The 20,742-nt window shown below is 70.4% G+C and carries 16 protein-coding genes and 1 pseudogene; 12 read left to right on the top strand and 5 right to left on the bottom strand.

The window, feature by feature from the left end:
- Positions 1-8 precede the first annotated feature (8 nt).
- Positions 9-1,424: a glyceraldehyde-3-phosphate dehydrogenase gene (locus tag ABD264_RS05540; protein ID WP_303106652.1), complete on the bottom strand. Its 1,416-nt coding sequence runs from the start codon at positions 1,422-1,424 to the stop codon at positions 9-11.
- 271 nt (positions 1,425-1,695) lie between these two features.
- Between ABD264_RS05540 and ABD264_RS05545 the strand changes: the two genes are divergently transcribed.
- The 8 genes from ABD264_RS05545 to ABD264_RS05580 all read left to right on the top strand — a co-directional run bounded on the left by ABD264_RS05545 (position 1,696) and on the right by ABD264_RS05580 (position 11,310).
- Positions 1,696-2,628 carry a carbohydrate kinase family protein gene (locus ABD264_RS05545; RefSeq protein ID WP_303106651.1) on the top strand — a complete coding sequence of 311 codons (933 nt, stop codon included), beginning with the start codon at positions 1,696-1,698 and terminating at the stop codon, positions 2,626-2,628.
- A 104-nt stretch (positions 2,629-2,732) separates the two neighbouring features.
- Positions 2,733-3,254, top strand: coding sequence for a YbhB/YbcL family Raf kinase inhibitor-like protein (locus ABD264_RS05550; RefSeq protein ID WP_295110112.1), 522 nt, complete (start codon positions 2,733-2,735; stop codon positions 3,252-3,254).
- A 6-nt stretch (positions 3,255-3,260) separates the two neighbouring features.
- A complete protein-coding gene (locus ABD264_RS05555) occupies positions 3,261-4,157 on the top strand; it encodes an HAD family hydrolase (RefSeq protein ID WP_244944931.1) in 897 nt (298 codons plus the stop codon).
- Complete coding sequence (locus ABD264_RS05560; protein ID WP_260983428.1) at positions 4,150-5,055, top strand: glycerophosphodiester phosphodiesterase family protein; 906 nt, start codon at positions 4,150-4,152, stop codon at positions 5,053-5,055. The genes ABD264_RS05555 and ABD264_RS05560 overlap by 8 nt, the downstream gene beginning before the upstream one ends.
- A 799-nt stretch (positions 5,056-5,854) precedes the next feature.
- Positions 5,855-7,264: an ABC transporter substrate-binding protein gene (locus tag ABD264_RS05565; protein ID WP_186366791.1), complete on the top strand. Its 1,410-nt coding sequence runs from the start codon at positions 5,855-5,857 to the stop codon at positions 7,262-7,264.
- Between the two features lie 4 nt (positions 7,265-7,268).
- A complete protein-coding gene (locus ABD264_RS05570) occupies positions 7,269-8,225 on the top strand; it encodes an ABC transporter permease (protein WP_290500195.1) in 957 nt (318 codons plus the stop codon).
- The gene (locus tag ABD264_RS05575; RefSeq protein ID WP_425554290.1) at positions 8,222-9,424 is read left to right on the top strand and encodes an ABC transporter permease; all 1,203 of its coding nucleotides are present in this window, start codon (positions 8,222-8,224) and stop codon (positions 9,422-9,424) included. Before ABD264_RS05570 ends, ABD264_RS05575 begins: the two co-directional genes overlap by 4 nt.
- Positions 9,424-11,310 carry an ABC transporter ATP-binding protein gene (locus ABD264_RS05580; RefSeq protein WP_303106674.1) on the top strand — a complete coding sequence of 629 codons (1,887 nt, stop codon included), beginning with the start codon at positions 9,424-9,426 and terminating at the stop codon, positions 11,308-11,310. The genes ABD264_RS05575 and ABD264_RS05580 overlap by 1 nt, the downstream gene beginning before the upstream one ends.
- A 323-nt stretch (positions 11,311-11,633) precedes the next feature.
- Here ABD264_RS05580 and ABD264_RS05585 read toward each other — a convergent pair whose 3' ends face one another.
- A complete protein-coding gene (locus ABD264_RS05585) occupies positions 11,634-12,575 on the bottom strand; it encodes a LysR substrate-binding domain-containing protein (protein ID WP_290500192.1) in 942 nt (313 codons plus the stop codon).
- A 72-nt stretch (positions 12,576-12,647) separates the two neighbouring features.
- On the opposite strand from ABD264_RS05585, the gene ABD264_RS05590 reads away from it, so the two are divergent.
- A complete protein-coding gene (locus ABD264_RS05590; protein WP_344204868.1) occupies positions 12,648-13,913 on the top strand; it encodes a TDT family transporter in 1,266 nt (421 codons plus the stop codon).
- A 253-nt stretch (positions 13,914-14,166) separates the two neighbouring features.
- On the top strand, positions 14,167-15,228 hold the full coding sequence (locus ABD264_RS05595) for an enoyl-CoA hydratase/isomerase family protein (RefSeq protein WP_244944928.1): 1,062 nt from the start codon (positions 14,167-14,169) through the stop codon (positions 15,226-15,228).
- Positions 15,229-15,391: 163 nt separating this feature from the next.
- Here the strand turns inward: ABD264_RS05595 and ABD264_RS05600 are convergent.
- Positions 15,392-16,374 (bottom strand): annotated as a pseudogene (locus ABD264_RS05600) (IS481 family transposase).
- An 86-nt stretch (positions 16,375-16,460) separates the two neighbouring features.
- Positions 16,461-16,976: a VOC family protein gene (locus ABD264_RS05605; protein WP_344204871.1), complete on the bottom strand. Its 516-nt coding sequence runs from the start codon at positions 16,974-16,976 to the stop codon at positions 16,461-16,463.
- Between the two features lie 50 nt (positions 16,977-17,026).
- On the opposite strand from ABD264_RS05605, the gene ABD264_RS05610 reads away from it, so the two are divergent.
- On the top strand, positions 17,027-17,806 hold the full coding sequence (locus ABD264_RS05610) for a helix-turn-helix domain-containing protein (RefSeq protein WP_144943065.1): 780 nt from the start codon (positions 17,027-17,029) through the stop codon (positions 17,804-17,806).
- 134 nt (positions 17,807-17,940) lie between these two features.
- Here ABD264_RS05610 and ABD264_RS05615 read toward each other — a convergent pair whose 3' ends face one another.
- Complete coding sequence (locus ABD264_RS05615; RefSeq protein WP_244944875.1) at positions 17,941-19,395, bottom strand: uracil-xanthine permease family protein; 1,455 nt, start codon at positions 19,393-19,395, stop codon at positions 17,941-17,943.
- A 372-nt stretch (positions 19,396-19,767) separates the two neighbouring features.
- Between ABD264_RS05615 and ABD264_RS05620 the strand changes: the two genes are divergently transcribed.
- Positions 19,768-20,622, top strand: a complete 855-nt coding sequence (locus tag ABD264_RS05620; protein WP_344204875.1) for a 3-hydroxyacyl-CoA dehydrogenase — start codon at positions 19,768-19,770, stop codon at positions 20,620-20,622.
- Positions 20,623-20,742 lie beyond the last annotated feature (120 nt).

The raw sequence follows: 20,742 nt of genomic DNA on the forward strand, positions 1-20,742 counted from the left end.
GAGGCCTGCTAGGGCAGCTGCAGCATGGAGATGTCCGCCATGCGGGCCATCACGCGCACCACCTGGCACGAGTAGCCGAACTCGTTGTCGTACCAGACGTAGAGGACCACGGAGCTGTTGTTCACGATGGTCGCGAGACCGTCCACCACGCCGGCGCGGCGGGAGCCCACGAGGTCCGTGGACACGACGTCCGGGGAGTCCACGTAGTCGATCTGCTTGCGCAGGGGCGAGTTCAGGGACATGTCCTTGAGGAACGCGTTGACCTGGTCCTTGTCCGCCGGGGCGTTCTCCAGCTGGAGGTTCAGGATGGCCATGGACACATCCGGGGTGGGAACGCGGATCGCGTTGCCCGTGAGCTTGCCCTGCATCACGGGCAGGGCCTTGGCCACGGCCTTCGCGGCGCCGGTCTCGGTGATCACCATGTTCATGGCGGCGGAGCGGCCGCGGCGGTCGCCCTTGTGCCAGTTGTCGATCAGGTTCTGGTCGTTCGTGTAGGAGTGCACGGTCTCCACGTGTCCCTGGACGATCCCGTACTCGTCGTTGAGCACCTTGATGACCGGGGTGATCGCGTTCGTGGTGCAGGACGCCGCGGAGAGGATGGTGTCCTCCGGGGAGATGTCCTTGTCGTTGACGCCGCACACGATGTTCTTCATGTCGCCCTTGCCGGGGGCGGTGAGCAGCACCTTGCCCACGCCCTTGGCCTGCAGGTGCTGGGAAAGGCCCTCCTCGTCACGCCACACGCCCGTGTTGTCGACCACCAGGGCGTCGTGGATGCCGTACTCGGTGTAGTCGATCTCCGAGGGGGAGTTCGCGTAGATGAACTGGATCGGCACGCCGTTGGCAGTGATCACGTTGTTCTCCTCGTCCACCGTGATGGTGCCGTCGAAGGAGCCGTGCACTGAGTCGCGGCGCAGCAGCGAGGCGCGCTTGACGAGGTCGTTTCCGGGCTTCTGGCGCACCACGACGGCGCGCAGGTTCAGGCCCGTGCCGTCGTTGCGGTTGAGCAGAATGCGCGCGAGCAGCCGGCCGATGCGGCCGAAGCCGTAGAGCACCACGTCCCGGGTCTCGGCGTCGTTGCTGCCGTGCTGGCCCACGGCGGGGGCGAGCGCCTCGCGCAGGTGAGCGGCCAGGTCCGTGGCACGGGAGTCCGTGAAGCCCTGGTACAGCTTGGCGACGTCCACGTTGCAGGCGCCCAGGTCCAGGCCGCCCAGGGCCGTGACTATCTCCACCGTCCTGTCCAGGGGCAGCTCCTCGCCCAGGATGCGGCGCGCGAAGCGGTGGACCTTGATGATGTCCGTGACGGACTTGTGCACCAGGGAGCGCCCGAACACGGTGGTGACGACCTTGTTGTTGCGGTGGAGCTGCCCCACCAGGGGGACCAGCTGCTCGGCGAGGGCTTCTCGTTCGGACCAGGTGGCGCTCATGAGCAACCTTCTTCCTCGGCCCGGGACGTCGTCGTCCGGGCCGTCTTGGAGTCGCGCGACAGTGCGCGGACTGGCGGGGTGGCGCGCCTCGTGAGCGGCGCTGCTCGTCGCCGCCCAGTTTACGGGTCCGCGGGGGCGGCCCCGATCTGTGCCGCAGGATGACGCCGCCGCCCGAGCGCGACGTCGTGGACGTACGCCCCGCACATGTCGTGCCGGTGTGTGCGGTCCTCCGCAGCCGGGTCACGCGCACCCCCTTTGCTACCGTGGTGCCATGTTGACGGTGATCGGCGAGGCCCTCGTGGACGTGGTGTCCCGCAGCGGCGCAGAACCCCGCGCACACGTGGGCGGAAGCCCCATGAACGTGGCCGTGGGACTCGCCCGGCTGGGCCAGGAGGTCCAGTTCCTGGGCCGCTACGGGCAGGACGACTACGGCCACCAGGTGGTGGAGCACCTGCGCAGCAACGGTGTGGCGCTGCCGTTCGAAGCGGACGCCCGCCCCACCTCCGTGGCCCAGGCGAACCTGGACGAGCACGGTGCGGCCACCTACGACTTCCAGCTGGACTGGTCCCTGGACGTGGACACCGCGCGGATCGACGAGCTGCTGGACGGCACCTCGCTGCTGCACGTGGGCTCGATCGGCGCGATGCTCGAACCCGGCGCCACCGTCGTGGGCGAGGCCGTGGAGCGTGCGCAGCGCACCGCTCTGGTCTCCTACGACCCCAACTGCCGCCCCACGATCATCCCTGACTCCTCCGACGCGCGTGCCCGGGCGGAGCGCATCGTTGCGCTGTCACACGTGGTCAAGGCCTCGGACGAGGACCTGCTGTGGCTCTACCCGCACCGCAGCATCGAGGAGACCGCGCGCGCCTGGCTCAAGGCCGGGCCCCGTCTCGTGGTGGTCACCCGCGGCGCCCAGGGCCCGTGGGCCGTGAGCCGCGGCACCGGGCGCGACGGAGTGTCCGTCCCGGCCGCGCACGTCATTGTCGCGGACACCGTGGGTGCAGGGGACTCCTTCATGGCGGCGCTGCTCTCCGCGCTCGCGGACCGCGAGATCCTGGGTGCCTCCGCGGTCACGTCCCTGGAGGAGCTGGGTGCCGACGAGGTCACCGGGCTGCTGCTCTACGCGGCGGCCGCCGCCGGGGTCACTGTCTCCCGGGCCGGCGCGGACCTGCCCACGCGCGAGGACCTGCCCGTCACCTCCTGACCCGCCAGGCCCACCAGAGCGCACCGTGTGCGGGCCCCACACCGCTGGGCTCCGCCCCGCCCGGTCATCAGAAGCCCGATCCGCACGACGAGAGGAACACCGTCATGTACGACCGCCACCCCTACGCCGACCTGCCTGAGCTCCCCGAGTTCACCGTGACGTCCACGGACGTGACCGAGGGCGCCACGTTCGCCATGCCCCAGGTTTCCGGGGTCATGGGCGCCGGTGGAGAGGACATCTCCCCGCAGCTGTCCTGGAGCGGCGCCCCGGAGGGCACGAAGTCCTACGTGGTCACGATGTTCGACCCGGACGCCCCCACCCCCAGCGGGTTCTGGCACTGGTGCCTGTCCAACATCCCTGCGGACGTGACAGAACTGGCGACCGGGGCGGCGTCGAATCCCCCGAAGGGCGCCGTGACGCAGCGCAACGACGGCGGCACGGACGAGTACCTGGGTGCAGCCCCGCCCGAGGGCCACGGCCCGCACCGCTACATCATCTGCGTGACCGCGGCGGACGTTGCCGAGCTGGAAGTTGACGAGACCTCGAGCCCCGCCGTGGTGAACTTCAACCTCTTTACGCACGCCATCGGGCGGGCGTTCCTCACGCCCGTCTACGAAGTGGCCTGAGCGCGCGTGCCGGAGCACACGGGGCTTTCCGCACCGCCCGTCCGTCTGATCGCGAGCGACCTGGACGGGACGGTGCTCGGTCACGACTTCCGCTTCCGGCCCCGAACCGTCGCGGCCATCACCGCCGCGAGGGACGCCGGGATCCAGGTGGTCTTTGTGACCGGGCGCCCCTCGCGCTGGCTGCACCCACTGCACGAGCAGCTCGACGACGTCGGCGTGGTCATCTGCTCCAACGGCGCGGTGATCTACGACCCGGGGACCGAACGGATCCTGGAGGCGAGCGTGTTCGACGTGGCCCAGGCGCTGCCCGTGGTCGAGGACATCTCCCGAGCCTGCCCCGGCTCGCTGTTCGCCGCGGAGACCCTGGACACCGTGCACACGGACCTCGGCTGGTCCCGCACCGACCGCATGGAGGTCGAGGGCATCACGGAGGCCCCGCTCGCCGAGTCCCTGACCCCGGGCACCGAGGTGGTCAAGCTGCTGGCCAAGCTGGACGACGCCGATCCCGCCGCGTACTTCGAGCGCGTCAGGGAGATCGTGGGGGACCGGCTGTCCGTGACACACTCCGTCGCGGCCGCCCCGCTCGTCGAGATGGGTCAGCGCGGCCTGACCAAGGCGCGGACGCTCGAACGCTTCGCCGCCGAGCTCGGCGTCTCCAGCGCCGAGGTGATGGCCTTTGGCGACATGCCCAACGACCTCGAGATGCTCACGTGGGCCGGGCGCGGCTACGCGATGGCGGACGGGCACCCCGGCGTGGTCGCAACGGTGTCCCGCACGGCGCCGGCGTTCACGGAGGACGGCGTGGCGCAGGTGATCGAGCAGTACCTCGCCTCTGTGCCGGGTGACCATGTCCATGACTGCGCCGGCGAGCACGCCGGGGAGAAGGAGACCGACCGTGCCTGAGAGCCCCGCGGCGGCGCCGCGCCCCGAACGCGCCCCGGGGTCCGGGCGCCGGAACCCGGCCGCGCTGGCCCACAGGGGCTTCTCCCTGGACGGCCACGAGAACACGCTCGCGGCGTTCGAGGCGGCCGCCGAGCTCGGGTTCGTGTGGCTGGAGACGGACGTGCACACCACCCGCGACGGCGTGGTCGTGGCATTCCACGACCCCACGCTGGAGCGCGTCACGGGCACCACCGGCGCGGTCAACGACCTCACGTGGGAGCAACTGCGGGAAGTGCGCATCGGCGGCACCGAGGAGATCCCCACGCTCACCGAGCTGCTGCGAGCGCTGCCCGAGGCGTGCCTGAACATCGACGTCAAGGACGAGGCGTCCGTCGCCGCCCTGCCTGGGGTCGTGGCGCGCGAGCACGCCGCGCACCGGTTGCGCGTCACGTCCTTCTCCGAATCACGACGACGCCGCGCGCTCGCAGGGATCACCCGGCTCACCGGGCGGCGCGCCAAGACCTCCGCGGGAACGCTCGGCACAGCGGGGTTCCTCGCCGTCGCCGCGGTCGCACCCCTCACCGACAAGATCTCGCCGCGGGTCGCGCACGCGCTGTGGGCGGCTCACCGGGCGGCGTGGTCCCGCGTGGTCGCACCCTTCGACACGCTGCAGTTACCAGAGCGGCACACCGTGGAGCTGCCCCTGGGGCGGCGGGTGACCGTGCGGATCGTGACGCGGCAGTTCTTGGACCTTGCCCACCGGGAGGGTCTGCGCGTGCAGGTGTGGACCGTCAACGAGCCCGCGGACATGGACCGGCTGCTCGACCTCGGGGTGGACGGGCTGATCACCGATCGCGCGGACCTGCTCCGGGACGTGCTCCTCCGCCGGGGACAGTGGCCGCCTGATCCCCAGGACTGATGCCCAGCGCTGACGCGGGCGCGGTCCCGTGCGGCGTGGATGCGCCTGGCCGCTGCGACCCGTGACCACCCCCGGTGCAGGGCGAGGAGCGTTCGACGCGCTCCGTCAAGGTGCCACGCTTCACCCGTTCGGTGCCCCAACACGGTAGCGTGGAACGTGATCGAGGCCACGAGCGGGCTGGCGAGCACCCCGTGCGCCGCGAGGCCCGCTCCGACGAGACCAGGGAGGCCACGTGCACTGCATGCGCCAGAGCCCTGCCCTCGTCCTTCCCGCCGGTAGCCGTCTGGGCGGGGCTCGGAAGCCCTCCCGCCGCGGCGGTGCACGCCGTTCGCAGCCCGAGATCTACCGTCGTCGGCTCACCGCTCAGACGCCCGTGCGGAGACACCGCGTGGTGGCCGCGCGCCTCAGCAAGATCCCGTAGCTGGCTCTGCGCCGCTGGGCACTCCCTCCGTGGGCTGCCGCGCCCTCCCCTTCCGCCGCTCTGCGTCGCTGCCTCTGCGCACGACGACCATGCCCGCGACCACGCCGCCTGCGAGGAACCATGAATCCACTGCCACCCCCTATCCAGCCATCCGAACGTAGGGCTGCCCCCGGCCGCGCTGCGGCCCCGCACGAGGTCGCAGCGTCCCCCGCCGTGGGTGCCGTGCTGCGCTCGGCGGTGTCCCGGAGGGGATTCATGGGCCTGGGTGCCGCTGCGGCGTCGTTGGCCCTCGCCGGGTGCGGCAGTGGAAGCCAGCCCGGAGCGGGGACGGCCCGGGCCACGGGTGAACCGCAGCGCGGAGGCACCCTGCGGGTCGGAATGACCGGGGGCGGCGCGTCCGACAGCCTGGACGCCCATGCACCCGTGGTCACCGCGGACGGCGGGCGCGTGATGGGGCTGTACGACCGGCTCTACGAGTTCGACCCCGACTACCAACTGGTCCCCGGCCTGGCGGAATCCGCAGAGCCCCGCAAGGGCGGGCGCGAGTGGGTGTTCCGGCTGCGGGAGGGCGTGCGCTTCCACGACGGCAGGCCCCTCACGCCCCAGGATGTGGTGGCCACGTTCGAGCGGATCACGGACCCCGACGATCCCAAGACCGGTGCCTCCGCTCTCGCTCTGCTCGAGCGCACCGTGGCGGTGGACGAGCGGACGGTGCGGTTCGAGCTGAAGGAACCGGACGCGTCCCTGGTGGACTCGATCGCCCAGAACTCGATGGGAATCGTGCCCGCGGACTACGATCCCGCCAAGCCCGTGGGCACCGGGCCGTTCACCCTCGGCTCGTTCGAGCCCGGCCAGGTGACCGTGCTCAAGCGCAACCCGGACTACTGGAGCGAACCGCCCTACGTGGACGAGGTCCATCTGCTGAACTTCAACGACCAGGACGCCCTGGTCAACGCGCTGCTCTCCACCCAGGTGGACGTGGTGGGTCAGCTGCCGCTGGCTCTGGTGGACGTGGTCAACACGGACCCGCGGTTGCACACGGTGCTCTCCGAGACGGGCAACTGGCTGCCGTTCACCATGCGCGTGGACACCGCCCCGTTCGACGACGCCCGGGTGCGCGAGGCATTCCGGCTGGTGGTGGACCGCGGGCAGATGGTGGAGCAGGTCTTCTCCGGCCACGGCACGGTGGGCAACGACATGTACTCGCCGTTCGACCCCGGCACGCCCACGCTGCCGCAGCGAACGCGGGACATCGCGAAGGCGAAGAAGCTCCTGGCAGAGGCGGGCCATCCCGCCGGTCTGGAGGTCGAGCTGGTCACCGCCCCCATCCAGTCGGGCGCCGTGGAGGCCGCCCAGGTCTTCGCGGAGCAGGCGGCCGAGGCTGGGATCACCGTGAAGCTGCGCCGCGTGGACAGCACCACGTTCTTCGGAGACGGGTACTTGAAGTACCCCTTCTCGCAGGACTTCTGGTACACCCGCAACTTCCTGTCCCAGACAGCGCAGGGCACCGTTCCGGGAGCCCCGTTCAACGAGACCCACGAGGCGGACCCGGAGTTCCGGGCCCTGTACAAGAAGGCCCGAGCCACGATGGACGAGAAGCAGCGCAACCAGCTCATCCAGGACGCGCAGAAGGTGCTCCACGACCGGGGCGGATACATCGCGTGGGGGTTCTTCAACCAGGCGGACGCCTACCAGAACTACGTGGGCGGTGGCTTCGGCCACCGCATCGGCATGCCCGTGTGCGGGTTCCACATGCGCCACCTGTGGATCGACCAGGAAGGGAAGTGATCGTGTGACCGCCATGATCCTGAAACGGCTGGGGGTCTCCGTCTTCGTGCTGCTGGCGGTGTCCCTGCTGGTGTTCATGTTCACCCTCCTGCTCCCGGGCGATCCGGCCCAGGCGATCCTGGGGCAGCAGGCCACCCCGGAACGGCTGGCCGCGCTGCGCGAGCAGCTGCAGCTCAACGATCCCTGGTACGTCCGCTACCTCACGTGGCTGGGCGGGCTGTTCGTGGGAAACCTGGGAACCTCCGCGGCCACGGGCGGCTCCGTGAACGCCCTGCTGGCCAGCAAGGTGTCCGCCTCCCTGGTGCTGATGGTGATCGCAGCCGTGATCGCGATCCCCGTGGGCCTGCTGCTCGGCACATGGTCCGCCATGCGCCAGGGCCGCGCCTCGGACCAGGCGCTCACCGGCCTCTCGCTCGTGCTCGCGGCCCTGCCCGAGTTCGTGATCGGCGTGGTGCTGACCACCCTGCTCTCCACCACGGTGTTCAGGCTGCTGCCCTCGGTCACCATGGCGGCACCCGGCACGCACGTGTGGGACCGGCCCCTGCAGCTGGTGCTGCCGTCCCTCACCCTGATCCTCGTGGTCGTGCCCTACATGATCCGCATGACCCGCACCACCATGATCGACGTCCTCGACTCCGGGTACGTGGAGATGGCCCGGCTCAAGGGCCTGCCCGAGCGCCAGGTGGTCTTCAAGCATGCCCTGCCGCACGCCGTAGGGCCCGTGGCCCAGGTGGTGGCCATGCAGCTCGCGTGGCTCGCCGGGGGCATTGTGGTGGTCGAGTTCCTCTTCCGCTACCCCGGACTCGGCCAGGCCATGGTCGATGCCGTGAACACCCGTGACGTGCAGGTGGTCCAGGCGCTGTCCATGATCATCGCCGCGTTCTACGTGGTCGTGAACCTGATCGCGGACGTGATCGGGATCCTCGCCAACCCCAAGCTGCGGACGGAGTCCCACTCATGAGCGCGCAGGACAGGACGAGCCACCCGCCCCGGCAGACCCGGGGGACTTCGGCGGCGAGCGACGTCGTCGTGGCCGAGGACGCCCTCGCAGCAGGCGACGGCGCCGGGGGCGGCCTCGGCGCCGCCACCGGCTCGGGGGACGCCGGAACGGCCCCGGACTTCGACCACTCCGAGTCCCGGGGGGACGCCCGTCCGGCGTCCTTTGCGCGGCGCGTGCTCTCCCAGCCCGTTGCGAAGCTGGGCTTCGTGCTCACCGGGATCGTGCTCGTGCTGGCCGTGCTGGGGCCCTTCGTGGTGCCGGCGTGGACCGGGCACACCCCCAACTCGTTCGCGGGCAAACCGTTCCAGGGCGGCGTCTTCGGCACCGACAACCTGGGCCGTGACGTGCTCTCCCGCTTCCTGGCCGGCGGCTGGCGGCTGCTGCTGTACTCGGCGCTGGCCACCGTGCTGGGCGTGGGGCTGGGTGCCGTGCTGGGCATGCTCGCCGCGTTCCGCGGGGGCTGGCTGGATGCGCTGATCATGCGCTGCGGGGACGTGCTGCTGGCCATCCCGCAGCTCGTGTTCGCCCTGCTGGCCGTGACCGTGCTGGGTCCGCAGGGGTGGGTGCTCGTGCTCGTGATCGGCGTGACCCACGCACCGCGCGTGGCCCGCGTGATCCGCGCTGCCAGCGCCGGGGTGGTGGCCGAGGACTACGTGCTCGCCTCCCAGATGTACGCCGTGCCGCAGTGGAAGATCCTGACCCGGGACCTGGTCCCCAACATCATGGGCCCGCTCATGGTGGAGGTGGGGCTGCGCCTGACCTACTCGATCGGTGCGGTGGCCTCGCTGTCCTTCCTGGGTCTCGGCATGCAGCCGCCCACCCCGGACTGGGGTCTGATGATCAACGAGAACCGGATCGCCCTGTCCCTGCAGCCCTGGGGCGTGATCCTTCCCGTGCTCGCGATCGCGGTGCTCACGGTGGGCACCAACCTCATTGCCGACGCCGTGGCCGGCGCCTCGGCGGGGCGGGTCGCCTCCACGGGACCGCGGCGTTCCCGGCGGAGAGCGGCCGAGCAGGCGGCGTCGAACGGCGCTGAGAGTCCCGCGGGCGGCACGGGCAGCGCAAGAGGTACGGGCCGGGCAGACGGGGCAGGCCGCTCGAGCAGCGCAGACGCCGCGGGCGCCGCAGATGTCGGGGACACCGGGGAGAAGAGGTCGTGATGAGGAAGTCAGAGCAGAGGGCCCGCGCCGAGGGCCGCGCGTCCGTCGTTCCGAGGGCCACGGTGGAGACCGCGATCGCGGTGGAGCACCTGAGCCTGGGTGTCGTGGACGGCGGGCTGATCCTGGACGACGTCGGTTTCCGGCTGCGCCCCGGGCGGATCCTCGCCCTCGTGGGGGAATCCGGGTCCGGCAAGACCACAGCGGCGCTCGCGTGCATGAACCACCTGCGCTCTGGGCTGGAGCTGCGCGGCGGCACCGTGGAGCTGCAGGAGGGGGCGTCCCGGTTCCACCGCAAGGCCGTGGACCTGCTGACGCTGTCCGAGAAGCAGATGCGGCAGCTGCGCGGTGGCACTATCGCCTACGTGCCACAGGACCCGGCGCTGTCCCTGAACGGGTCGCTGCGCGTGGGGGAGCAGATCGCGGAGGTGTTGCGCGCCCACGAGTTCGGCCGCAACGCCCGCGAACGCGACGCCCGCGTGGCCGAGGTCCTCAGCGAGGTGGGTCTGCCCAGCGACAGCGCGTACCAGCGCCGCTTCCCGCACCAGCTCTCCGGCGGGCAGCAGCAGCGCATCGGCATCGCCATGGCGTTCGCGTGCCGCCCCGCGGTCATCATCCTGGACGAGCCCACCACCGGTCTGGACGTGGCCACCCAGGACCTCGTGCTCAAGACCATCTACCAGCTGACCACCAAGCACGACGTCGCCGGGCTCTACATCACCCACGACCTCGCCGTGGTTGCGCAGGTCGCCAACGACGTCGCCGTCATGCTGCACGGGCGGATTGTGGAGGACGGTCCCGCGGAACAGATGCTGCGCCACCCGCAGCACGCGTACACGCGTTCGCTGCTCAGCGCCGTTCCCGACATGCAGGGTGCCCGGGACATGGGCGGCGGCCCCGCTGTCAGCCCTCTCGCCTCCGTGCGGGCGCCGTGGGACGACGGCCGTTCCGCGGCCACCCACTTCACCGCAGACAACACCACGTCCACGCCCTGCGCCGACACGTCCGACCATGGCCCGGCACCTTCTGAGCAGGATGCTGCTGCCGGGGAGGCCCCAGCCCCGACCGCACGTGCGGTGACGCGCGAGCGGGGCGCGGGCGGCGTCGTCGTGCCCGGGCAGGAGCACGAACCGGTCGTGCGGTTGCGGGACCTGCGCATGGCCTACGGGCAGGCGGTGATCCTGGACGGCATCAACCTGGAGCTGGAGGCCGGACAGACCACGATGCTGCTGGGTGAGTCCGGGTCCGGCAAAACCACCCTGTCCCGCAGCGTGGCGGGTCTCAACGACGACTACACGGGAGACGTGCTGCTGGACGGCGAGGTGCTTGCGCCCAGCACGCGGCGGCGCAGCAACGAGCAGCGCCGCCGGATCCAGTACGTCTTCCAGTCTCCGTTCTCGTCCCTGAACCCGCGGCGCAGCATCGGCGACTCGCTGCAGGTGCCGCTGCAGCTGGGTGGCGGGATGAACCGGGGGCAGCGCCGGGCGGCGGTGGCGGACGCGCTGGACGCGGTGCGGTTGGGGCGCAGCTACATCGACCGCCGTCCAGGAGAGCTCTCCGGCGGTGAACGGCAGCGCGCCGCCGTGGCTCGTGCCCTGGTGAACGCCCCGTCCGTGCTGGTGTGCGACGAGATCACCTCCGCGCTGGACGTCTCCGTGCAGGCCTCGGTGATCGAGCTGCTGCGCGAGCTGCAGCACGAGCGCGGGCTGGCCATGCTGTTCGTGACCCACAACATCGCGCTCGCTCGGCACATCTCGCACAAGCTCGCCGTCCTGGAACGCGGCAAGCTGGTGGACTACGGCCCCACGGACACGGTCCTGCGCAACCCCCGCCATGCGTACACGCGCTCGCTGCTGGAGCACGTGCCCACGCTGGAGGAGGTCGGCTGAGCACAGGGGTCCTCCCGGGGCGCGCGGTGCCGCCCGAGGGTGGACGCCACGGGTGGCCGGGTGCATGGCGTGGATCCGAGGTGTGGAGATACCGTTCCAGGTGCCCCGGGGCGGGTATGGCCACACCTCAGGTTCGGGTGCCGTGCGAGGTGCCCCGCCGTGCCACCCGGAGTGCGAGGGGCAGACGCCCGAACGTCTGAGGCACGACACGACGGCGGTTCCGGCCCGAGGGCGGGCGCGTCGCGCCTCAGAAGTTGCCGCAGCACGTCGGCAGTGGACTTGAGGCTGTCGGTGGGTGGCCGCATGCGGGCCAGCTCTGCACCTCAGATTCGGCCGGGGGCGACGACGCCGCGCGCCTCCCGCGGGCCCGTGTCTTCGTCCGTGCGCTGCGCCACCGCGATCAGCTCCGCGGCCAGGCCCCGGGTGCGTCGCGGGCCTCCCCACAGTGCGCGCAGTTCCCTCGTGAGGTGCAGCTCGGTGGGCACCTGCACGAGTGTTCCGGCGGCCACCGCCTCGTCCACTGCCAGTCGGCTCAGCACCGCGGGGGCCGCCCCCGACTGCACACTCACCCGCACCGCCGCGTTGCTCGGCATCTCGAACAGGGACACCGCCGGCTGCCCGAGTGCCAGGTCCAGGGCGGTGCGCGTGCCGGATCCGGCCTCGCGGGTGATCAGCGCGGCAGCGGCGAGTTCCGCCGCGGTGACGGGGCGGTCGCACCGGGCCCACGGGTGCTGCGGGTGGGTCACGAGCACCAGCTCGTCCCGTGCCACAACCTCGTGGTGCATGTCCTGCGGCGGATCGGGGCTCTCGATAAACCCCACGTCCGCGGCTCCCTCCCGCAGGTCCTGCACCACGTCCTGGGAGTTGTGCACGGTCACCTTCACGCGCGAGTCCGGGTGAGTGCGCCGCAGCTCCGCCAGCCAGCGGGGGAGCAGGTGCTCGGCGACGGTCTGACTGGCGGAGACCCGCAGCGGAGCGGCGCGGGATGCGTCGTGCGCGAGGAGGGACACGCCGTCGGCGAGACGCCGGGCCGCGTCCACCACGTCCCGCGCCCACTCGGTGACCACCAGGCCGTCCGGGGTGAGGGTGGAGCCGCGGGTGGAACGGTGCAGCAGGGTGACGCCCAGGGAGCGTTCGAGGCGCGCCATGGACCGGCTGGCGTTCGGCTGGGCCGTGCCCACGACGCGCGCGGCCGCGGCGAGGCTGCCGTGGTCGGCCACGGCGACCAGCAGCTCGAGCGCGGTGACATCCGGCCATGTGGACACATCCAGAGGATATATCGGCCATGCCAGTTTGCGGGCTACCGGTGGGCTGCGCGGCCGGGGGATTCTGAACCCATGTCCGCACTCCACAGCTGTTCAGCACCCCTCGACCTGCCCGCAGCGCTCGACGCCCGCGTGAAGGGCTCCGCCGCTGCCGACGACGCCGCCTCCCACTCCCTGCGCGGCTCCGCCTCGACGACGTCGGCCACACCGGACTCCCTGACAACGGGCGACGGCGCGGCGAACTCCGCCGGGCGACGTCGTGCGGACTCCGCCACCGGTCCCCGCGCCACCGTTACCCCGCCCGGGCCGCAGTGGTACGGGTCCCTCATGGGCACGGGCATCGCCGCGACCCTGACCCAGACGCTCGGCGGGGACCTGCCGGGTGGCCGGGCGCTCGCCGTCGTGCTGCTGGTGGTCGGGTGGGTGGTGTTCGCGGGGCTGACAGTGGCCTTCGGGCTGCGGATCGCCCGCCGCCCCGCCGTCTTCGCGGAGACCATCCGGGACATCCCCGTGCTGGCCGCGTGGGGCATGGTGTCCATGGGGGTGCTTTCGATCGGCTCTGCGACCTCCACCGTGGTGCCCGCCCACTGGCCCACGCTCGCCGGGGCGGCGTGGGCCGTCGACGGCGTGCTGTGGAGCGTGGGCACCGTGCTGGGGATCCTCACAACCCTGGGGTTCGCGGCGCGGCTGATCGGCCGTGAGGTCGGTGCGCCCACCACGGCATGGGGCCTGCCCATCGTGCCGCCCATGGTCTCCGCGACCACCGGCGCCGCGCTCGTCCCGCACCTGCAGACCCGGCCCGTCCAGCTGCTGCTGGTGATCGTCACGGTTGGGTGCTTCTTCCTGGCCCTCGTGCTGGGGTTCGTGGTCTTCTCGGTGGCCTACCACTACCACTGGCGGGTGGCGGAGCTGCCGACCGCTGCGGCGACGAGTGCGTGGATCCCGCTGGGCGTGGTCGGGCAGTCGACGGCGGCCGCCCAGGCCATCGCCGTGCAGGCCGAGCACTTCGTGCTGCCGCAGGACGTGGGCACGCTCGGGCTGGTGGCGAACGTCTACGGGATCGCGATGCTCAGCTGCGGCGTGCCCCTGATCGTGTGGGCCACCGTGGTGACCGTGCGCGGGTTCCGCCGGGGGATGCCGTTCTCCCCGGGCTGGTGGGCGCTCACGTTCCCCATCGGCACGGTGTGCCTGGGCCTGCACGGGCTCGAGGGCGGCACGGGAGTCCGGGCGTTCGGCATCGCCTCGGACCTCGTCTGTCTCGTGCTGCTGGGCACGTGGACGCTGTGCACGGTCGCCACGGTCAGGGCCGTGTGGTCGCGCCGGCCCGCGGCGGGGTAGGGCAGGAGCGGGAGGGTGACGACGCTGGGCCCCTGGCTCCCTGCCCTACCGGGCGCCTGCGCCGAATCACCGTCCGCCTTCTTGCAGGAGGGCCCGGCTCGCTCCCGGACGCTCGCAGCGGCGACGAGAAGGGGGCCGGGGCCGGCCACCCGCACCGGACGACCCACGGGCAGGCGGCCGCGGGCTCGAGCCGGGCGGGTGACGTCGTGCCCGGCGTGTGACGCCCACGACACCCCTGGTTAGCATGGGGAGCATGAAGGCAACCGAAGAATCGTTCGTCCGCGCCGAGATACAGGGCCACACCGGGGTGCTCACGCTGACCCGGGGCAAGGCCCTGAACGCGCTGAACCGCAGCATGTACCACCAGCTCGTCAACGCGCTGCAGGTGTGGCGTGACGACCCCGCGATCACCGAGGTGGTCGTGCGCTCGGAGCTGCCCAAGGCGTTCTGCGCGGGTGGTGACATCAAGGAGGTCCGCACCGCCGCGCTGGAGGGCCACGAGGACGAGATCCGGGACGCCTTCGGCACCGAGTACGCCATGAACGCGATCATCGCGAACTACCCGAAGCCGTACGTCGCAGTGATGAACGGGATCGTGATGGGTGGTGGCATGGGGCTCTCGGTCCACGGCTCGCACAGGATCGTCACGGAGACCACGCAGATGGCCATGCCGGAGACCGCGATCGGCTTCTTCACGGACGTGGGGGCCAGCTGGTTCCTGCCGCGCGTCACTCGCGGCGCCGGGGCGACGATCGACAACGACGCCGCGCGCCGCGAATCCCTCGCCGTCGCCCGCTACCTGGGGCTGGGAGGCGCACGTTTCAACGGTGCGGACGCGATCGCCCTGGGGCTGGCGGACACGTACATCGACTCCGCGGACGTGGACGCGTTCGTGGCGACGGTGCTGTCCGACGGGGTGGATGCCGCGGTGTCCTCGTTCGGCAAGGACGCCCCGTCCTCGAAGCTGCTCGGGCTCTGGGACGAGATCCTGCAGCGCTACTCCGGCGAGACCCTGGAGGAGGTCGTGGCGCAGGCCGGGTCCGAGTTGGACGGCATGAGCCCCACCTCCCTGGCCCGTGTGTTCGAGCTCCTGGAGCGCGGCTCGGTGGACGGGGACGTGGTCTCCTGTCTGGAGCGGGAGCTGCGCATGGCGGAGGACACCGCAGTGGGCCACGACTTCATCGAGGGCGTGCGCGCCATGGTGGTGGACAAGGACAAGAACCCGCAGTGGGATCCGGCCACCGCCGCGGAGGTGGACCTGGACCGCATCCGCTCGGTCGCGGACGAGAAGACGGAACTGCCCATCCGGGTGTGATCCGGCCGGTCCCTTCCGAGCCTCCCTGGAACGCTGACGCCCCGCACACGAGAGAGTTCGCGGGGCGTCGTGCTGCTCCGGGGGCGGGATCGTGGCCTTGGACGGTTGAGCAGCTGGCGTCCCGCGGCGACTAGTTCACGAGTTCATACCTCACGATGTGGTGCTAGCTGTACTGACCGGGGACGTTGGTCAATCGTGAGAACGGCGGTTGGTTGCCGCAGGCCGTGTGGGGCCGGTGGTGGTTGTCGTAGTCCAGCCGTCGAGCTCGTCCCGGCGTTCGGCTTCGGAGGCGTAGCAGCGGGCGTAGGCCCAGCCGTCGGCCAGGGTGCGGTGGAATCTCTCGATCTTGCCGTTGGTCTGCGGCCGGTAGGGCCTGGTGCGTTTGTGCTTGATCCCGAGTTCGGCGCAGGTGTCGCGCCACAGGTGGGAGCGGTAGGCACCGCCATTGTCGGACAGGACCCGTTCGACGGTGACGCCTCGCTGGTTAGACCACTCGACGGCCCGGGCCAGTACGCCGGCTGCGGTGAGTGCCGTTTCGTCGTCGTGGATTTCGGCGTAGGCGACGCGGGAGTGGTCATCGGTGACGGTGTGGACGTAGGCCTTGCCCATCAACGGGTCCCGGTCCTTGTTCCGGGGCTTGCCCTGTGTGGCGGCCCGGTTCTTCTCGCCTTGCTGTCGGCCGACGTAGCGCCAGCCTCCGCCGTCGGGGATGTTGCCGAGCTTCTTCACGTCGACGTGGAGCATCGCGCCGGGGTGGTCGTGCTCGTGACGACGGACGGGTTCCCCCGTTGCGCGGTCGACATGTGAGAGCCGGTTCAAGCGGGCATCGACAAGGTTCCGGTGGACCGTCGATGGCGCGATCCCCAGCCGACTGGTCAACGGGACTGGTCCTTAGCGGAGACGCAGCCGGAGCTGGATGCAGCGTTGGGTCGTATTCGTATCGGTCCTGTTCGGCGAGTGGCGCGGTCGCGACGAGCGGTCCTGCATGGTCTCGCCCGCTCGGTACCGGTCTGCCCAGCGCTTCACCGTGGACCACGAGACCTGGAAGCGGGCAGCGACCTCGCTAATCGGCCAGCCATCATCCACGACGAGCTGGCCGACGATCAGGCGGCGGCGTGGGGTCAGTGCAGCATCGGGGTGGGACATGGACGTCCTCCAAGGTGTGATGGGCGGCCACCTCACGGTGGCCGCCCATCACAAGCGCCCCGCCGCGGAGCAACCGACGGAGAGTGTCAGTTGTTCTGGTTGCTCATTTCTGCGGCCCAGGCATCAACCCGGCGAGCTGATTCCTCATCGCTGAGGTCCTCGACGCGCGTCATCACCGACCACCGGATCCCGAACGGATCGCGGATGCTCCCGTAACGGTCACCAGAGACGAAACCCGTCACAGCCTCGCGCAGCACAGCGCCGCGAGCGACCGCGGTCTCAACGACCCTGTCCACGTTCGCGACGTATATGCCGAGGGAGAACGGCGCGTCTTCGGCCTCCGGATCCAGCGCCCGCAGGTGATAGGCCTCCATCGCCGGCCCCAGTTGGAGGCGACCACACCCGAAGTCGAGCTCCGCGTGGATGATCATCCCCTCCATCTCGGTGGAGTTCAGTACGCGGGCACCGAATACGTTCGTGTAGAACTCCAATGCAGCCTTCGGATTCTTGAGCGCAACGAAGGGAGTCAGGCTGGAGAAGCCCTTGGGGCGACCGTTGTCGGTGTACTTGCCATGGGCGGGGGAAAATGGTGCCGTCGTCATGATCTGGACACTAGGGGCCAGTGACGTGGGTGGTCTTGTAGATTCCTGCCATGACCGCCACGTCTGACGTCAGTGGACGGGGTCCCTTGTTCCCAGCGGAGCTACCCTCGGATTTCGCCCGGATTCCACCAGGTCACCAGGACCTGGTGGCCTGGTGGTGGACCAGCACCTGGGACCTTCCCTCGGGGTACCACTCGTCGCAAGAACTCCTGGCCTTTCCTGCGAGCAACCTCGCCTTCGAAAGGGAGCACGTGCGATTCTGGGGCCCCACCACGCGGCGCTCCACACGAGTCCTGGTCGGGCAGGGATGGGTGCTTGGCGCCCTGCTGCGCCCCGCGGCAGTGCCCGCCTTCACCCAGCAGCCGGCGACCTGCCGCGACGACTCCCTCCCTGTCGCGGCACCGCAACTGCACGAAACAGTTCGGGCATCAGACAGCAACCTCGCCGATGTCGTCGACAAGGTCGAGACGTGGCTTGAAGGCCATGTGGGTCCGCTGACCGACGAGGCTCACCAAGCCAACCGATTGGCCGACCTTGCCATCACAGACTCCACCATCGCCACGGTGCAAGATCTCGCGGACGCCCTGGGGATCTCGACCCGGACGGTCAACCGCCTCACCACGAAATACGTGGGCCTGTCGCCCTACACCATGATCCGCCGGCGCCGCCTCCAAGAGGCGACCGAATGGATCCGTGGCAATCCGGATGAAGCGCTGGCCGATGTCGCAGTCCGCTACGGCTTCGTCGATCAGGCACACCTGAGTCGTGAAGCGCGCACCCTTCTTGGACTGACCCTTACGGACTACCGCGTGCGCACGATCAGGCCGTGACGATACGCACCTAGCCTCAATCAACGTGTCCGGTCAGTCCAGCTAGCCACCGGTCTTCTCCTGCCCGAGAGGGAACGTCACGTGCTTCCCCGGCGTCGTGGCTGGGCGGCGTGGCCGTCGGGAGGAGCGGTGCCTCAGCCCAGGGGTGACGGGCTCTGCGAGGTGTCCGGGGTGAGCGGGTCCGAGCCCACGGAACCGCGTGCCCGGGCGATGCCCGCCATGAGGTGGTAGACCACCAGGGCCGCGGCGGTGCCCAGGGCGATGCCCGCGAAGTCGAGCCCGGCGAAGGACCAGGTGTAGTCGCCGATGCCCACGATCATCGCGATCGCTGCTGTGGTGAGGTTGACCGGGTTGGAGAAGTCCACGCGGTTCTGCACCCAGATCCGTACGCCCAGCATGCCGATCATGCCGTAGAGCACGGTGGCCGCGCCGCCCAGCACGCCCTGGGGGACTGTCGCGACCGCCGCGCCGAACACGGGAGTGACACTGAGCAGGATCGCCACGAGGGCGGCCACCCAGTACGCGGCGGTCGAGTAGACCCGGGTGGCGGCCATGACGCCGATGTTCTCCGCGTACGTGGTGGTGCCGGAACCGCCGCCGGAGCCCGCGATCATGGTGGCCAGACCGTCCGACATGATGGCGCGGCCGGTGTACGGATCGAGGTCGTCACCGGTCATCAGCGCCACGGACTTCACGTGCCCGATGTTCTCCGCGACCAGCACCAGGATCACCGGGATGAACAACCCCGCGAGGTTGAGGTGGAACTCCGGCGACTGGAAGTGGGGGAGGCCGAAGAGCCCCTGCGCGTCCCACGCGGCGCGGATCGAGGTGAAGTCCACCTCACCGCGGATCACGGCGGTGACGTAGCCAATTGCCACGCCCAGGAGGATGGACAGGCGGCCCAGCAGGCCGCGGAACAGCACGGAGATGAGGATGATCGAACCGAGTGTCACCAGCGCGGTGACGGGCGCGGCGGTGAAGTTCTCCTTGGCGGACGGTGCCAGGTTGAAGCCGATGAGCGCCACGATGGTGCCCGTGACCGCCGGCGGCATGAGCTTCTGCAGCCACCCTGTGCCCGCGATCTGCACGAGCAGCCCGATCAGGAACAGCGCGGCACCGGCCATGATCACGCCGCCGAGCGCGCCGCCCGGGCCGTACTGGTTCACGGACGCGGTGATCGGGGCGATGAACGCGAACGAGGACCCCAGGTAGCTGGGCACCCGCCCCGCCGTGATGACGAGGAACAGCACCGTGCCGATGCCCGAGAAGAACAGCGTGGTGGCCGGCGGGAAGCCCGTGAGCAGCGGCACCAGGAACGTGGCACCGAACATCGCCACCACGTGCTGCGCACCGATCGAGATGGTCCGCGGCCACGCCAGCCGCTCCCGCGGGGTCACCACGTCTCCGGGTGCCACGTGCCTGCCGTCCCCGTGCAGGCGCCAGTTCAGGCCCAGGCGGTCGACGATGCCCCCGCGCCGAGCGGGCGCATCCGTCTTGTCCCGTGCGGAGCCGAGCTTTGTCTGCGGCGGCTCATGCGACTCGCTGGGCTGGGGTTGAGGTGGCTGGGGCGGGGGCACAGACGAACTCATGGGGGCTCCTTGTCGACGGCGGCCCGGACCTGCCGCCCACGGAATTCTATTCGGTACTGGTCGCTACCGGTCTGTCTGCGGCGGCGCCCGGCGCGTTCTGCCGGCCCGGTGCGGCGGGGTGCCGGGCAGCCGCGTGCACCCCGCCGCACCGGACTGGTGCCGGGACGGTGAGCGCGGCGCAGGGCTCGTCAAGCTGCGGTGCCCCGCAGGAAACGGAAGAGGCGTGCGGGAGGTGGCCGTGCGGCGTCGTCGCCCCCTGGCGGGAAACCTACGGGCGAGTAAGGTTGGTGACGAGGGCCACGCCCGTGGTCCCTGGACTCGCGGGAGACCGCCTCCTGCGGGGAGACTCACGAGGAAGTGGGAGAACCCATCATGGCTGAGCTGCAGAACCTCACCGTCATCGGATCCGGAGTGCTCGGGTCCCAGATCGCGTTCCAGGCGGCGTACTTCGGCAAGACCGTGACCGTGTACGACATCAGCGAGGAGATCCTCGGGGCACTGCCCGGCAAGTGGGAGAAGCTGTCCCTGCTGTACACGCGGGACATGGCGGCCACCCCCGGGCAACTGGAGGCGGCCAAAGCCCGGTTGAGCGGCACCACGGATCTCGAGGCGGCCCTGCAGGACGCGGACATCGTGATCGAGGCGGTGCCCGAGAACCTGGAGCTCAAGAAGAAGGTGTGGTCCCAGATCGGTGCGGCCGCGCCGGAGAAGACCGTCCTGTGCACCAACTCCTCCACGCTGCTGCCCAGTGACATTGCCGAGTCCACAGGCCACCCGGAGCGGTTCCTGGCGCTGCACTTCGCCAACGAGGTGTGGCGCAACAACACCGCTGAGGTCATGGGGCACGCGGGCACGGACCCCGCGGCAGTGCAGGCCGTCCTGCAGTTCGCGGAGGAGATCGGGATGGTGCCGATCCACATCAAGAAGGAGCAGGCGGGCTACATCCTCAACACCCTGCTGGTGCCGTTCCTGACGGCGGCATCGCACTTGTGGGTCAACGACATCGCACAGGCCGAGGACATCGACAAGACCTGGCGCACCGCCACCGGTTCTCCCCTGGGCCCCTTCCAGATCCTGGACCACGTGGGCATGGAGACCTATTACCAGATCAACATGAATGCGGGGACCGAGGAGTCCCAGCGGGTTGCGGAACGCGTGAAGCGGGAGTTCATCGACCAGGGTCACATGGGGCGCAGCTCCGGGCAGGGGTTCTACACGTACGAGTGATGCCCCGGCCGAGCCCCGGCGCGGAGCCGCACGCGGCCGCGGCCCACGCCGGGCAATAACGGAGCACAGGCAGATCTGAGCGCCATTTTCTGTGTTCGCTCCGCTATGGCACGTCTCCTG

The sequence above is a fragment of the Kocuria salsicia genome (assembly GCF_039532055.1).
GTDB lineage: Bacteria > Actinomycetota > Actinomycetes > Actinomycetales > Micrococcaceae > Kocuria > Kocuria salsicia.

Coding starts and splice junctions, on each gene's coding strand:
- ABD264_RS05540 (WP_303106652.1), bottom strand. CDS start 1,424: ATGAGCGCCACCTGGTCCGAACGAGAAGCCCTCGCCGAGCAGCTGGTC.
- ABD264_RS05545 (WP_303106651.1), top strand. CDS start 1,696: ATGTTGACGGTGATCGGCGAGGCCCTCGTGGACGTGGTGTCCCGCAGC.
- ABD264_RS05550 (WP_295110112.1), top strand. CDS start 2,733: ATGTACGACCGCCACCCCTACGCCGACCTGCCTGAGCTCCCCGAGTTC.
- ABD264_RS05565 (WP_186366791.1), top strand. CDS start 5,855: ATGACCGGGGGCGGCGCGTCCGACAGCCTGGACGCCCATGCACCCGTG.
- ABD264_RS05575 (WP_425554290.1), top strand. CDS start 8,222: ATGAGCGCGCAGGACAGGACGAGCCACCCGCCCCGGCAGACCCGGGGG.
- ABD264_RS05580 (WP_303106674.1), top strand. CDS start 9,424: ATGAGGAAGTCAGAGCAGAGGGCCCGCGCCGAGGGCCGCGCGTCCGTC.
- ABD264_RS05590 (WP_344204868.1), top strand. CDS start 12,648: ATGTCCGCACTCCACAGCTGTTCAGCACCCCTCGACCTGCCCGCAGCG.
- ABD264_RS05595 (WP_244944928.1), top strand. CDS start 14,167: ATGAAGGCAACCGAAGAATCGTTCGTCCGCGCCGAGATACAGGGCCAC.
- ABD264_RS05605 (WP_344204871.1), bottom strand. CDS start 16,976: ATGACGACGGCACCATTTTCCCCCGCCCATGGCAAGTACACCGACAAC.
- ABD264_RS05610 (WP_144943065.1), top strand. CDS start 17,027: ATGACCGCCACGTCTGACGTCAGTGGACGGGGTCCCTTGTTCCCAGCG.
- ABD264_RS05615 (WP_244944875.1), bottom strand. CDS start 19,395: ATGAGTTCGTCTGTGCCCCCGCCCCAGCCACCTCAACCCCAGCCCAGC.
- ABD264_RS05620 (WP_344204875.1), top strand. CDS start 19,768: ATGGCTGAGCTGCAGAACCTCACCGTCATCGGATCCGGAGTGCTCGGG.